Genomic DNA, 14,586 nt, shown 5'->3' with positions numbered 1-14,586 from the left:
ACGAAAATCGCGGACTGTGATGCATTCCTAGGTATTCTTGCCCCAATGGAATTGAACGACCCGACATGCCTCCCGAGCTGACAGCTGCCCTGGCGCTCTGCCGCAACCTGCCTTCGCCACCCGGTATTGCCCTGCGCATCATCGAACTGGCCCAGGACCCGGAAGCGGACATCGCCACCGCCGCCGACATCATCGCCATCGACATGGCGCTGAGCGCTCGCATGCTGCGCATCGCCAATTCACCGCTGTATGCCAGCCGCCGCCGCATCGAGAACCTCGGCCAGGCGCTGACCATGCTGGGCCTGAACGCCACGATCAGCCTCGCCCTCGGCTTCACCGTCACCCAGGGCCTGACCGGCGGCACCGGCGCCGACCACGACCTGCGCCAGCGCGCGTGGAAGCGCAGCATCCTCAGCGCCCTGGCTGCCAGCCAGCTGGGCCAGGCGCGCGGCCTGCGCCGGCTGGAGGAACTGATGCTGGCCGGCCTGCTGCAGGACCTGGGCGTACTGTGCCTGGCCCAGGCCGAGTCGGAGCGCTACCTGCCGCTGCTGCGCGAGGCACGCGACAACATCGACCTGGTCGCCCGCGAACGCGAGGAACTGGGCTGCAGCCATGCCGAGGTCGGCGCGTGGGTGGCCGAGCAATGGGGCCTGCCCCGCTACCTGGTGGAGAGCATCAGCCACAGCGAGGACGAGGACGCCGCCGAATCGCCGTTCCAGGCCTGCGTGCAGCTGTCCGGCGCAGTGGCCGACATCTGGCTGGACAGCGACGCCGATGCCGCGCGCGAGCGCGCCCTGCAGCAGGTGCACGACCGCCTGGAGCTGGACAGCGCGCGCTTCGACCAGGTGCTGGCGCGCATCAGCGAGGCCCTGCCCGACATCGCCAGCCTGTTCGATGCCGGCCTCAATTCTCCGGCGCGGGTGCGCGAGCTGATCGATCACGCGCAGGAACTGGCCACGCTGCGCAACCTGCGCGAACTGCAGGATGCCGACCAGGCGCGCCGCCGTGCCGACGAATTCGAGGCGCGCGCCAAGCGCCTGGCCGACCAGGCCCATCGTGATGCATTGACCGGCGTGCTCAACCGCCGGCAGCTGGAAGCGGTGCTGGAGCAGGAATTCCTGCGTGCCGGCCGCCAGGGCTGGCCACTGTCGGTGGCCTTCATCGACCTGGACGACTTCAAGAAGATCAACGACGCCCACGGTCACCTGACCGGCGACGAGGTGCTGCGCGCCTTCGCCGGCAAGCTGCAGGGCCAGCTGCGCAGCAGCGACACCGTGGCCCGCTTCGGCGGCGAGGAGTTTGTCGCACTGCTGCCCAACACCAGCGAAAGCGTGGCCCTGGACGTGATCCGCCGGGTGCTGGCCAACATCGTCGCCACGCCGATGGCCGAACTGGAGGGTGGTCCGCTGTTCGTCACCTTCTCCGCCGGCGTGGCCACCCAGGGCGGCTACGAGCGCTTCGCCGACGTCCAGGACCTGCTGCGCGCCGCCGACGACGTGCTGTACCGCTCCAAGAACCTGGGCCGCAACCGGGTGATCGCCCGCTCGCCGGGGGCACTGGGCCATGACGAGCTGTCGGCCACGGCCAGCGCCGAACTGGGCTGAACGGGACACCCCGGCCGACCGGGCGAACCACCGGATTCTGCGCCGCAGTGCACAAAACACTTTGGCACAACGCCGCATGCGCGTAGAATCGCCCGCGATTTCCACGCACCCGAGGTCCTCATGTCCAAGCTCGCCTATCGCCGCATCCTTCTGAAACTGTCCGGGGAGGCGCTGATGGGAGACGAGGACTACGGCATCGACCCGAAGATCATCAATCGCCTCGCCCGTGAGGTCATCGAAGCCCAGCAGGCCGGTGCCGAAGTGGCGCTGGTGATCGGCGGTGGCAACATCTTCCGCGGCGCCGGCCTGGCCGCCGGCGGCATGGACCGCGTCACCGGCGACCAGATGGGCATGCTGGCCACGGTCATCAACGCCCTGGCCATGCAGGACGCCCTCGAGAAGCTGGGTGCCAAGGCCCGGGTGATGAGCGCGATCAAGATCAACGACGTGTGCGAGGACTACATCCGCCGCCGCGCCATCCGCCACCTGGAAAAGGGCCGTCTGGTGATCTTCGCTGCCGGCGTCGGCAGCCCGTTCTTCACCACCGACTCCGGCGCCGCCCTGCGCGCGATCGAGATCGGCGCCGACCTGCTGCTGAAGGCCACCAAGGTCGATGGCGTGTACGACAAGGACCCGAACAAGCACAGCGATGCGGTCCGCTTCGACAGCCTGAGCTACGACGAAGTGATCCGCCGCGGCCTGGAAGTGATGGACACGGCGGCCTTCGCTCTGGCCCGCGACAGCGACCTGCCGATGCGCGTGTTCGACATGGGCCAGCCGGGCGAACTGCTGAAGATCCTCAACGGCGCGAACATCGGCACCCTGGTCCAGGGCCGCGACCCGGCCTGAGCCTGAGCGCAAAGCGACAACCGGGCCGATTCAGGCCCGGCAGCGTCCCGTATTCGCCTATAATCGCCCGATTCCAGATACATCCAGGACCGGGCGATGCTCAACGACATCAAGAACAACGCGCAGACGCGCATGGCCAAGAGCATTGACGCTCTGAAGCACACCCTCACCTCCATCCGGACCGGCCGTGCCACCCCGGCCCTGCTGGACCGCGTGACGGTCCGCGCCTATGGCAACGCCAGCACCCCGCTGAACCAGGTCGCGTCGATCTCCAACGCCGACGCGCACTCGCTGCTGGTCACCCCGTTCGACAAAGGCATGATCAAGGAGATCGAAAAGGGTCTCTACAACGCCGAGTTCACTCCGAACACGCTGGGCACCGCGATCCGCATCAACATGCCGCCGCCGACCGAAGAGCGCCGCAAGGAGCTGGTCAAGCAGGTGCAGAAGGAAGGGGAAGGCGCCAAGATCGCGATCCGCAACATCCGTCAGGACGCGAACAAGGAAATCGCCAAGCTGGTCAAGGACAAGGCGATCAGCGAAGACGAGAAGAAGCGCGGCGAAGACGACATCCAGAAGCTGACCGACGCCAACATCAAGGACGTCGACAAGGTCGTTGCCGACAAGGAAAAAGAACTGCTGTCGGTCTGAAGTCGATGCCTTCAGTCCCGCCTCCGTTGCCTGCCTCCCTGCCCCGCCACATTGCCATCATCATGGATGGCAATGGGCGTTGGGCACAGCAGCGCCGTCGCCCCCGCGTGATCGGCCACCGTGCCGGCGCGCGCGCGGTCAACCGCACCATCGAGCGCTGCCTTGAACTGGGCATTCCGGCGCTGACCCTGTTCGCCTTCTCCAGCGAGAACTGGGGCCGGCCGCAGGAGGAAGTGGACGCGCTGATGAAGCTGTTCCTCGGTGCACTCGACCGCGAAGTGGACGAGCTGCACCGGCGTGGCGTGCGCGTGCGCTTCATCGGCGAACGCGAGCGCTTCGGCGCCGGGCTGGTCAGCCGCATGCAGCTGGCCGAGCAGCGCACCGCCGACAACACCACCCTGACCCTGTCGATCGCCGCCAGCTACGGTGGCCGCCAGGACATCGCCCGCGCCGCGCGCGCCCTGGCCGTCGAAGTGGCGGCCGGTCGCCTTCTGCCCGAGCAGATCGATGAATCGCTGCTGGGCAGCCAGGTGGCCCTGGCCGACCTGCCGCCGCCGGACCTGTTCATCCGCACCGGCGGCGACACCCGCATCAGCAACTTCCTGCTGTGGCAGCTCGCCTATACCGAACTGTGGTTCACCGAGGCCCTGTGGCCGGACTTCGACGCCGGGCAGCTGCAGCAGGCGCTCGACGCCTATGCCGGTCGCGAGCGTCGTTTCGGCCTGACCAGCGCCCAGATTGCCGCACTGGCCACCGAGACTTCCAGCCCATGACCAAGACCCGAGTCCTTGCCGCGCTGATCATGGCGCCGCTAGCCATTGCGGCGATCCTGCTGCTGCCCACGCAATGGCTGGCCGCCGCCGCCGCCGCCGTGCTGCTGATCGGCCTGTGGGAATGGCTGAAGCTGGCCGGTATCGAGGACACCCTGGCGCGCACCGTGCTGCTGGTGCTGAACCTGCTGCTGATGGTGCTGCTGGTCTGGGCCGATGGCAGCACCCTGGTCCTGTTCCAGATAACCACGCTGGCCGGCGTTGCCTGGTGGCTGGCCGCGCTGGTCTGGTTGCGTTTCTTCACCTTCGGTGCGCAGCCGTCGGCACCCTCGCGGATCCTGAAGATGCTGGCAGGTACCCTGGCCATCGTGCCGGCGTGGGCCGCGCTGGTGCTGATCCATGCCGGCGGCGATCCGCCGGGCCAGCAGGGCCACCTGTGGCTGCTGGCTGCGCTGGCGCTGGTGTGGGCGGCCGACTCGGGCGCCTATTTCGCTGGCCGCCATTTCGGCAAGCACAAGCTGGCGCCGCGGATCAGCCCCAACAAGACCTGGGAAGGCCTGTTCGGCGGCCTGCTGGCCGGTGTCGCCGTGGCCCTCGGCCTGGGCTGGCTGGCTGGCATCGATGCCGCACACCTGCCCGGCCTGTTGATCACCGCAGTGGTGGCGGTGTTCGCCTCGGTCCTGGGCGACCTGTTCGAGAGCCTGATCAAGCGCCATGCCGGCGCCAAGGACTCGGGCCACCTGATCCCGGGCCACGGTGGCGTGCTCGACCGGGTCGACGGCGTCCTCGCCGCCGTGCCGGTGTTCGCGCTGGGCAAGGAAATCTTCGGGTTCTGACCATGAATGCTGCTGCAGACCTGCGCCGGGTCGCCGTGTTCGGCGCTACCGGCTCGATCGGCGCCTCCACACTGGACGTGATCGCCCGCCACCCGCACCGCTACCAGGCCACGGTGCTCGCTGCCGGTCGCCAGGTGCAGGCGCTGCTGGCGCTGTGCCGCCAGCACAGACCCGCGCACGCGGTGATCGCCGACGCATCGCTGTTCGCCGAGCTGCGTGACGGCCTGCGCGAGGCCGGACTGGCCACCGAGGCCCATGCCGGCCAGGCCGCGCTGGACCAGCTGGCCGCCAGCGATGCCTGCGATACCGTGGTCGCGGCCATCGTCGGCGCGGCCGGCCTGTCCTCGACCCTGGCTGCCGCCGCCGCCGGCAAGCGCATCCTGCTGGCCAACAAGGAATCGCTGGTGCTGGCCGGCGAACTGCTGACCCGGACGGCCGAACGTGCCGGTGCCGAAATCATCCCGATCGACAGCGAGCACAGCGCGATCTTCCAGTGCCTGCGCTCGCGCGATGCCAGTGTCGACGGCGCCGGCGTACGCCGGATCCTGCTGACCGCCTCCGGCGGCCCGTTCCGTGGCCGCAGCCGCGCCGAGCTGGCCCAGGTCACCCCGGCCCAGGCCGTTGCCCACCCCAAGTGGTCGATGGGGCCGAAGATCTCGGTCGATTCGGCGACGTTGATGAACAAGGGCCTGGAGGTCATCGAGGCCCACCACCTGTTCGGCGTGCCCGGCGAGCGCATCGAGGTGCTGGTGCACCCGCAGAGCCTGGTCCATTCGCTGGTCGAGTTCGTCGACGGCTCGACCCTGGCCCAGATGGGCCTGCCGGACATGCGCACCACCCTGGCCGTCGGCCTCGGCTGGCCGCAGCGCATCGAATCGGGCGTGGCCGGGCTGGACCTGCTGGCCCAGGGCCGCCTGGATTTCGAGGCCCCGGATACCGACGCCTTCCCCTGCCTGGCCTTGGCCTGGCAGGCCATGCAGGCCGGCGGCACCGCGCCGGCGGTGCTGAACGCCGCCAACGAAGAGGCGGTTTCAGCGTTTCTTCAGGGCCGGATCGGTTTCCTGACGATCCCGGCGCTGGTTGCTAACGCTCTTTCAACACTGCCGTCCCAGCCAGCCGATACACTGGAGGTCCTGTTGTCCGCCGACCAGCGGGCACGCCAGCTCACCCTGAACGCCATCGACGCCGCCTGAACGACCGCCTCGCCCAGCATGACGCCGCCGCCCCTGCCCGCCACTGTGTGCCTGCATGACTGACTTCATCGGATCGGTCTGGTGGATGATCGTCAGCCTCGGGCTGCTGGTCACCTTCCACGAGTTCGGGCACTACTGGGTCGGGCGCCTGTGCGGGGTCAAGATCCTGCGTTTCTCGGTCGGCTTCGGGCGGCCGCTGTGGTCGCGCCGCGACAGGCACGGCACCGAGTTCGCCATCGCCGCCATCCCGCTGGGCGGTTATGTGAAGTTCCTCGACGAACGCGAGGTCGAAGTGCACCCGCACGAGCGCGGCCAGGCCTTCAACCACAAGACGGTCTGGCAGCGCATCGCGATCGTTGCCGCCGGCCCGATCGCCAATCTGCTGCTGTGCATCCTGCTGCTGTGGGCGATGTTCGTGATCGGCAAGCAGGATTACTCGCCCACCATCGGCCGTGTCAGCGGCATCGCCGCCAGTGCCGGGCTGGCCAGCGGCGACCGCGTGCTGCGCGTGGACGACCGCCAGGTGGTCACCCTCGGCGAGGCCAGCATGGCGCTGACCGCAGCCGCGATGGACCGCCGCGACGTGAAGCTGGAAGTGCTGGATACGGCCGACCAGGTACGCACGCGCACCCTGCCGCTGTCGCAGCTGCCGGCGGGTTTCGATGAGCGGCGGGTGCCGATCCTGGCTGGCCTGCACTGGCAATCGTGGCTGCAGCCGGCGCAAGTCGAGTCGCTGACTGCGGACTCCGTGGTGGCAGGGCAACTGCAGCCAGGCGACCTGATCGTGGCCATCGATGGCCAGCGCATCGACAGCGTCGACCAGGTGATCGGCGAGATCCAGGCCCTGGGCCGTGCCGGCGGGCCGGGAATGATCGAGGTCCTGCGTGGCGGCGAGCGCCTGGCGCTGGAAGTCACCCCGCGCCAGGGCAAGGACGGCAAGGGCAATCCGGTCTGGCAGATCGGCGTCGGCTTCCCCACCAGCTACAGCCCCGCCTATGACACCCTGCTGCGCTATGGCCCGCTGGATGCGGTGACCGTGGCGGTGCGCGAGACCGGCCGCCTGGCCGCCGACTCGCTGGGCATGATGGGCCGCATCGTGACCGGCAAGGCCTCGCTGCAGAACGTTTCCGGGCCGGTCACCATCGCCCGCGTGGCCAATGTCTCGGCCAAGCGCGGCCTCGACTGGTTCCTGCAGTTCCTTGCCCTGCTGTCGCTCAGCCTGTGCATCATCAACCTGCTGCCGATCCCGATCTTGGACGGCGGCCACCTGCTGTATTACCTTATCGAGTTGGTCAAGGGCAGCCCGCTGAGCGAGCGTGCCATCGCCGCCGGCCAATACATCGGCCTGGCGTTGCTGGCCGGGCTGATGGGGTTGGCGTTCTACAACGACATCCTCGGCCTGGTCCCGCGATGAACTTTTCCACGTTGTTGCCGTCTACAGCGTCGGCATCCCGCACCAATGAAATCGACCTTCCTACCGGACGTGACATGACGCGACTCCCCAATCGCCGCCTGCTGGCCCTCGCCCTCGCCGCCGTCACCGGCGCTCCCGCCCTGGCCCAGGCAGCCGAGCCCTTCACTGTCAGCGACATCCGCGTCGATGGCCTGCAGCGCATCAGCTCGGGCACGGTGTTCACCTACCTGCCGGTGGAACGCGGCGAGACGATCACCGACAACAAGGTCGGCGAGACGATCCGCGCCCTGTACAAGACCGGCTTCTTCGAAGACGTGCAGCTGGACCGCCAGGGCACGATCCTGGTGGTGACCGTCAAGGAACGCCCGGCGATCAACAAGCTGACCGTGACCGGCAACAAGGACATCAAGTCCGACCAGCTGCTCAAGGGCCTGTCCGACATCGGCCTGACCGAGGGCGGCACCTTCGATCGCCTGAGCCTGGACCGCGTGACCCAGGAACTGCGCCGCCAGTACAACGACCGTGGCAAGTACAACGTCGACATCACCCCGACGGTGAGCCCGCTGGACCGCAACCGCGTGGACATCGCCATCGCCATCAAGGAAGGCAAGGCCGCCAAGATCCGCCACGTCAACCTGGTCGGCACCGAAAAGTTCGAGAGCAAGGACATCCTGGAGACCTGGGAGTCCAAGGAGCACAACTGGGCGTCGTGGTACCGCCGTGACGACCAGTACTCCAAGGAAAAGCTGTCCGGCGACCTGGAAAAGCTCAATTCCTGGTACCTGGATCGCGGCTACGTCGATTTCAGCATCGATTCCACCCAGGTCTCGATCAGCCCCGACAAGCGCGACATGTTCCTGACCGCGGGCGTGACCGAGGGCGCGCAGTACAAGATCTCCGAGATCAAGGTCAGCGGCGACACCATCCTCCCGCAGGAGGACGTCGAGCGCATGGTGATCCAGAAGTCCGGCGACACGTTCTCGCGTGCCCTGCTGGAATTCAGCTCGGACACCATCACCAATTCGCTGTCCAATATCGGCTACGCGTTCGCCAAGGTGAACCCGATCCCGACCACCAACCGCGCTGAACAGACCGTCGCCATCAACATGCAGGTCGTGCCCGGCCCGCGCGTGTCGGTGCGCCGCATCCTGTTCCGTGGCAATACCCGCACCTCCGATGAGGTGATGCGCCGCGAAATGCGCCAGTTCGAGAACAGCTGGTACTCGCAGGCCGCGATCGACCGCTCCAAGATCCGCCTGCAGCGCCTGGGCTACTTCGAATCGGTGGAAGTGGAAACCCCGGCCGTCAGCGGCAGCAACGACCAGGTCGACGTCGTCTACAACGTCAAGGAAACCACCTCCGGCAGCTTCGTGTTCGGCCTGGGCTACTCGCAGTCCTACGGCATGACCACGTCGGTGCAGCTGTCGCAGAACAACTTCCTCGGCGGCGGCAACCGCGTGTCGGTCGAAGCCTCGCGCAGCAGCTACCTGCAGCGCTACGGCTTCAGCTACACCAATCCGTACTTCACCGATGACGGCGTCTCGCTGGGCTACAACCTGTCCTGGCGCGAACTGGACTACTCCGACTTCAACACCGCGCAGTACAACAGCACCAACGGTGCCGCGCAGGTGGTGTTCGGCGTGCCGCTGACCGAGACCGATACCGTCTCGCTGATGTTCGGCATCGACAGCAACCAGATCACCACGTACCAGGGCTCGACCCCGCAGTCGATCATCGACTACATCAATGCAGTCGGTCGCCGGACCTTCCACGCCTGGCGCACCGAGCTGGGCTGGGCACGCGACTCGCGCAACGATTACTTCATGCCCACCCGCGGCACCTACCAGCGCATCGGCCTGGAAACCACGCTGCCGGGTTCGACCATCGAGTACTACAAGCTGAACTACCAGATCAGCAAGTACTGGCCGATCATGCCGTCGCTGGTGATCAACACCCGCGCGGAAATCGGCTACGGCGATGCCTACGGCAACGACTACACCCGTACGCTGACCAATCCGGATGGCACCACCCGCACCGTCACCGCCAGCGGCCTGCCGTTCTTCGAGAACTTCTACGCCGGTGGTACCAATTCGGTGCGCGGCTTCGAGGACAACACCCTCGGCCCGCGCGAAGTCACCACTGGTTATCCGGAAGGCCAGCCGCTGGGTGGCTCGCTGAAGACCGTCGGCTCGGTGGAGGCCTACTTCCCGCGCCTGTTCGACAGCCCGTCGGCGCGCGTGTCGGCCTTCGTCGACTTCGGCAACGTGTATACCGGCGTGGACAACTTCAAGGCCAACGAACTGCGCGTCTCCACCGGTGTGGCCCTGCTGTGGCGCGCCCCGGTTGGCCCGATCTCGATCAGCTACGCCTTCCCGCTGAAGAAGGAAGACGATGACAAGATCGAGCGCCTGCAATTCACGTTCGGTGGCCAGTTCTGAGGAACTCTGTTCCTCAGAACTGACCCACCTCCGGTGAATTGCCCGCGCATTTCACCTATCCCCCGCGCCGCTGGCGCGCCCCCCTTAACAAAGGGGGGCTCTCCACCAGACGGGGCGCGAAGCGCCGGGCATTGCCCGGCGTTTTCGTTTGGCCTGGATGCCGGAAGCGCCCGCTCTGCTTTTGATCTTTTCTGTTTTTCCGTGGCTGGCACTCGCGCCAAGCCGTCGGAGGTCGGATGGGGCGGGGCTGCGGGGGTGTGAGCCGCATGGATGCGGCGACCAAGGCTACATGGACGTACTTGCGCCGCCCCCCGCAGTCCCGCCCCGTCCGACCCAGCCCATGACACTGGCTCTGCCGGCCGCGAGGGGCCCTGCCGTTGGCTGCATATGCCCCCCGCATGACCGCAATGGCGTCACACGTTAAACTCCCGCCGTGAATACTCCCACCTACACCGCCCAGCAACTCGCCGAGCAGTTCGGCCTGCAGGTCCATGGCGACCCCGCCACCGCCATCCATGGCGTGGCCACCCTCGCCCATGCCGGTCCTGGCCAGCTGACCTTCCTTGCCAACCCGCGCTACCGCGCCCAGCTGGCCGACAGCCAGGCCTCGCTGGTGGTGCTGCGTGCCGACGACGCCGAGTCCGCTCCCGGCGCCGCGCTCGTCGCCAAGGACCCGTACACCACCTTCGCCAAGATCGCCGCGCTGTTCGACATCGCGCCGACCCGCCCGCCGGGCATTCACCCCAGCGCGGTGATCGACCCCAGCGCCAAGGTTGCGGCCAGCGCGCACATCGGTCCGTTCGTCTCTGTCGGCGCGCGCAGCGTCGTCGGCGAGAACTGCATCATCGGCGCCGGCAGCGTGATCGGCGAGGACTGCAGCCTGGATTCCGGCTGTGAGCTGATCGCACGGGTCACCCTGGTCACCCGGGTCAGGCTGGGCAAGCGCGTGCGCGTGCATCCCGGTGCCGTGCTCGGCGCCGACGGCTTCGGCCTGGCGATGGACGCCGGCAAGTGGATCAAGGTGCCGCAGCTCGGCGGCGTCCGCATCGGCGATGACTGCGAGATCGGCGCCAACACCTGCGTCGACCGTGGTGCGCTGGAAGACACCGTGCTGGACGAAGACGTGCGCCTGGACAACCTGGTACAGATCGCGCACAACGTGCAGATCGGCGCGCACTCGGCCATTGCCGGCTGCACCGGCATCGCCGGCAGCGCCAAGATCGGCCGCTACTGCCTGCTCGGCGGCCACGTTGGCGTGGTCGGCCACCTCGAGATCTGCGACAAGGTCGTGATCACCGGCAAGTCGGTGGTCCGCAACTCCATCCATGAGCCGGGCGAGTATTCGTCCGGCACCCCATTGACCGACAACCGCACGTGGCGCAAGAACGCCGCGCGCTTCAAGCAGCTGGACGCATTGGCTCGCCGCGTTCTGGCTGCTGGCAAGGAGAAAGAATGAACGATTCGCTGCAGCTTCCGATCGACGTCTGCCAGATCCAGGAACTGCTTCCACATCGCTACCCGTTCCTGCTGGTGGATCGGGTGCTTGAACTCGACGTCGAGGCCAAGCGGATCCTGGCGCAGAAGAACGTCAGCATCAACGAGCCGTTCTTCCAGGGCCACTTCCCGGGCCGCCCGATCATGCCCGGCGTGCTGATCATCGAAGCGCTGGCGCAGGCCGGCGGCGTCATGACGCAGCTCACGCTCGGCCGCGACGCGCAGTCCAAGCTGTTCTACATGGTCAAGGTGGAAAACGCCCGCTTCAACAAGCAGGTCGTCCCCGGCGACGTGCTGATGCTGGACGTGCAGATGAAGCGCCTGATCCGCAACATGGGCTGGTACTACGGCGAAGCCAAGGTCAACGGCGAAGTCGTCGCGTCGGCCGAGGTCATGTGTGCCGGCGCCAAGGGCTGATCCACTGGAGGCAGCAATGACTGACAACGCACCGCGGATCCACCCCACCGCCGTCATCGACCCGGCTGCTCGCCTGGCCGACGATGTCCAGGTGGGCGCCTTCACCCTGATTGGCCCCGATGTTGAAATCGGTGCCGGCACCGTGGTGGGCCCCCATTGCAGCATCCACGGCCCGACCCGGATTGGCCGCGACAACCGCTTCGTCGGCCATGCCGCGATCGGTGGCGAGCCGCAGGACAAGAAGTTCGCCGGCGAGCGCACCGAACTGGTGATCGGCGACCGCAACGTGTTCCGCGAGTTCGTCACGCTCAACCGCGGCACCGGCGGCGGCGGTGGCATCACCACCATCGGCAACGACAACTGGATGCTGGCCTACACGCACGTGGCACACGACTGTCATGTCGGCAACTTCTGCGTGTTCTCCAACAACACCACCCTGGCCGGCCACGTGACCGTGGGCGACTACGTGATCATCAGCGGCTTCGCCGGTGCCCACCAGTTCTGCCGCATCGGCGCGCACGCCTTCCTCGGCATGGGCGCACTGACCAATGGCGACGTTCCGCCGTTCACCATGGTCGGCACCGATTCGCTGGGCCGCCCGCGCGGCATCAACAGCGAAGGCCTGAAGCGACGCGGCTTCGACGCCGAGCGCATTTCGGCCATCAAGCGTGCCTACCGCACGCTGTACGTCGCGGGCCTGCCGCTGGCAGAGGCCAAGGTGCAGCTGACCGAACAGGCGCGTGACAGCGACGACGTGAAGGCGATGCTGGACTTCATCGAGCACGCCGAGAGGCCCCTGCTGCGATGAGCAGCTCGACCGGCCAGGCGCCGGCCGGCGCCGCGGTGATCCCGCTGGCCTCGATGGCCGGCAGTGTTCCCGCGCAGCGGGTGCTCAGCGAGCGCCCGTTGCGGATCGCGCTGGTTGCCGGCGAAGCCTCCGGCGACCTGCTCGGTGCGGGCCTGGTGCGTGAACTGAAGGCGCGCTTCCCGAATGCCGAGTTCGCCGGTATCGGTGGCGACGCCATGCGCAGCGCCGGCTGCCAGACTTGGCACGATGCCAGCGAGCTGGCGGTGATGGGCCTGACCGAAGTGCTGCGCCACCTGCCACGCCTGCTCAAGCTGCGCTCGGCGTTCCGCCAGCGTGCGCTGGAATGGCAGCCGGACGTATTCATCGGCATCGACGCCCCCGACTTCAACCTGGGCATCGAGCGCTGGCTGAAACAGCGTGGCGTGCGCACCGTGCATTACGTCAGCCCGTCGGTCTGGGCCTGGCGCGAAAAGCGCGCGGAGAAGATCGGCAGCAGCGCCGACCTGGTGCTGTGCCTGTTCCCGATGGAGCCGCCGATCTATGCCAGGCACGGCATCGACGCGCGCTTCGTCGGCCACCCGATGGCCGATGACATTCCGCTGCAGGGCAACCGCGAGGAAGCACGCGCCGCGCTCGGCCTGCCGGCCTCGGCCAAGGTGCTGGCGGTGTTGCCGGGCAGCCGCCTCGGCGAGATCTCGCGCCTGGGCGAACCGTTCTTCGAAGCCGCCTGGCAGGTCTCTGAACGCATTCCGGGCCTGCATGTGGTGGTGCCTGCCGCCAACCCGGCCTGCAGGCAGCTGATCGAGGAACAGCTGTCGCGCTCGGCGCTGCCGGTGGCCTACTCGCATGTGCTGGACGGCCAGGCGCGCAACGCGATGATCGCCGCCGACGTGGTGGTGCTGGCCTCCGGTACCGCGACCCTGGAGGCCATGCTGGTGAAGCGGCCGATGGTGGTCGGTTACCGTGTCAACGAACTGACCTATCGACTGGTGAAGGCGCTTGGCCTGATCAAGGTCGACCGCTTCGCCCTGCCCAACATCCTGGCCGGCCAGGACCTGGCACCGGAACTGATGCAGCACGACTGCACGCCGGACAGGCTGGCCGCGGCCATCCAGCAGTGGTTCGACCACCCGCAGCGGGTGAGCGACCTGCAGGACACGTACGTGCGACTGCACGAGCGCCTGCGCCGCAATGCCTCGGCGCGTGCCGCCGATGCCGTCGGCGAGCTGCTGATGCGCGACCAGGCCCAGGCATGAGCCGCCGTCACGCCGCCGCAGCCAGCCTGACCCTGTTCGACGGCGTGGCCGTGGTCGAGCCGGAGCGTCTTGTGGCCGGCGTCGACGAGGCCGGCCGCGGCCCGCTGGCCGGGCCGGTGGCGGTGGCGGCGGTGGTGTTCGACCCGGCGCGGCCACGGATCAACGGCCTGGACGACTCCAAGCAGCTCACCGCGGCCCGCCGCGAGCAGCTGCATGACCGCATCATCGAGCGCGCCCTGGCCTGGCACGTGGTGCTGGTGGACGTGGACACCATCGACCGCCTGAACATCTACCAGGCCACCCTGCAGGGCATGCGTGACGTCGTTGCAGCGGTCGCCCATGTGGCCGGCTTCGCCCGCATCGATGGCAATGTGGTGCCCAAGGGCCTGGTGCTGCCGGCGCAGGCGCTGGTCGGCGGCGATGGCATCGACCGCGCAATCATGGCCGCATCGATCCTGGCCAAGGTCTCGCGCGACCGCTACATGCAGGATGTGCATGCCCGCCACCCGCAATACGGCTTCGAGCAGCACAAGGGCTACGGCACTCCGGCCCACCTGGCCGCCCTGCGCGAGCACGGCCCCTGCGTGGAGCATCGGCGCAGCTTCGCACCGGTGCGTGAGTGCCTGGACCTGGCGCAGGCGGCGGCCATCGCCTGAGCCAGCTGGAGTTGTAGGGCCGAGCCCATGCTCGGCTGCTGTGGACAGCCGGGCATGGGCTCGGCGCTACAGAAGGCGGCCTCCCGCACGCCTGAATCCGGCGCCACGCCGTGCCCCTGTCAAGCCTTGTGGCAACCCCCTGCCCTCGCTACCCTGACCGGGCATTCCAGCGCTTCCCGACCCCGGCGACGAACCTCCGT

Annotated in this window: 13 protein-coding genes; all 13 read left to right on the top strand. The window is 67.7% G+C overall.

From position 1 onward, the window contains the following. Positions 1-65: 65 nt before the first annotated feature. A complete protein-coding gene (locus tag ACMGRF_RS04700) occupies positions 66-1,604 on the top strand; it encodes a GGDEF domain-containing protein (protein WP_049438430.1) in 1,539 nt (512 codons plus the stop codon). 120 nt (positions 1,605-1,724) lie between these two features. After that, a complete protein-coding gene (gene pyrH, locus ACMGRF_RS04695) occupies positions 1,725-2,453 on the top strand; it encodes a UMP kinase (RefSeq protein ID WP_005415854.1) in 729 nt (242 codons plus the stop codon). Between the two features lie 96 nt (positions 2,454-2,549). Further along, entirely contained in the window at positions 2,550-3,104 is a 555-nt protein-coding gene (frr, locus tag ACMGRF_RS04690; protein WP_414485680.1) for a ribosome recycling factor, read from the top strand. Positions 3,105-3,109: 5 nt separating this feature from the next. Beyond that, positions 3,110-3,877, top strand: a complete 768-nt coding sequence (gene uppS, locus ACMGRF_RS04685) for a polyprenyl diphosphate synthase (RefSeq protein ID WP_049412139.1) — start codon at positions 3,110-3,112, stop codon at positions 3,875-3,877. Beyond that, positions 3,874-4,710: a phosphatidate cytidylyltransferase gene (locus tag ACMGRF_RS04680; protein ID WP_049412136.1), complete on the top strand. Its 837-nt coding sequence runs from the start codon at positions 3,874-3,876 to the stop codon at positions 4,708-4,710. Before uppS ends, ACMGRF_RS04680 begins: the two co-directional genes overlap by 4 nt. Before the next feature lie 2 nt (positions 4,711-4,712). Beyond that, positions 4,713-5,903 carry a 1-deoxy-D-xylulose-5-phosphate reductoisomerase gene (locus ACMGRF_RS04675; protein WP_414485679.1) on the top strand — a complete coding sequence of 397 codons (1,191 nt, stop codon included), beginning with the start codon at positions 4,713-4,715 and terminating at the stop codon, positions 5,901-5,903. A gap of 55 nt (positions 5,904-5,958) precedes the next feature. Then, a complete protein-coding gene (gene rseP, locus ACMGRF_RS04670) occupies positions 5,959-7,317 on the top strand; it encodes an RIP metalloprotease RseP (protein ID WP_061480177.1) in 1,359 nt (452 codons plus the stop codon). A 74-nt stretch (positions 7,318-7,391) separates the two neighbouring features. After that, positions 7,392-9,755: an outer membrane protein assembly factor BamA gene (gene bamA / locus ACMGRF_RS04665; protein ID WP_099488610.1), complete on the top strand. Its 2,364-nt coding sequence runs from the start codon at positions 7,392-7,394 to the stop codon at positions 9,753-9,755. Positions 9,756-10,188: 433 nt separating this feature from the next. Then, positions 10,189-11,211: a UDP-3-O-(3-hydroxymyristoyl)glucosamine N-acyltransferase gene (gene lpxD / locus ACMGRF_RS04660; protein WP_099495076.1), complete on the top strand. Its 1,023-nt coding sequence runs from the start codon at positions 10,189-10,191 to the stop codon at positions 11,209-11,211. Further along, positions 11,208-11,666 (top strand): 3-hydroxyacyl-ACP dehydratase FabZ, encoded by a 459-nt coding sequence (gene fabZ / locus ACMGRF_RS04655; RefSeq protein WP_005415845.1) that lies wholly within the window; start codon positions 11,208-11,210, stop codon positions 11,664-11,666. Before lpxD ends, fabZ begins: the two co-directional genes overlap by 4 nt. Before the next feature lie 16 nt (positions 11,667-11,682). Further along, positions 11,683-12,474: an acyl-ACP--UDP-N-acetylglucosamine O-acyltransferase gene (lpxA, locus tag ACMGRF_RS04650; protein ID WP_049416723.1), complete on the top strand. Its 792-nt coding sequence runs from the start codon at positions 11,683-11,685 to the stop codon at positions 12,472-12,474. Between the two features lie 53 nt (positions 12,475-12,527). Continuing rightward, on the top strand, positions 12,528-13,730 hold the full coding sequence (gene lpxB, locus ACMGRF_RS04645) for a lipid-A-disaccharide synthase (RefSeq protein WP_239668876.1): 1,203 nt from the start codon (positions 12,528-12,530) through the stop codon (positions 13,728-13,730). Then, positions 13,727-14,386: a ribonuclease HII gene (locus ACMGRF_RS04640; RefSeq protein ID WP_049416727.1), complete on the top strand. Its 660-nt coding sequence runs from the start codon at positions 13,727-13,729 to the stop codon at positions 14,384-14,386. Before lpxB ends, ACMGRF_RS04640 begins: the two co-directional genes overlap by 4 nt. The last annotated feature ends 200 nt before the right edge of the window (positions 14,387-14,586 follow it).

The sequence above is a fragment of the Stenotrophomonas sp. EMP41 genome (assembly GCF_047495535.1).
Lineage (GTDB): Bacteria > Pseudomonadota > Gammaproteobacteria > Xanthomonadales > Xanthomonadaceae > Stenotrophomonas > Stenotrophomonas sepilia.
Note: the sequence above shows the minus strand (reverse complement) of the source record. Positions and strands in the feature narration are given on the sequence as shown.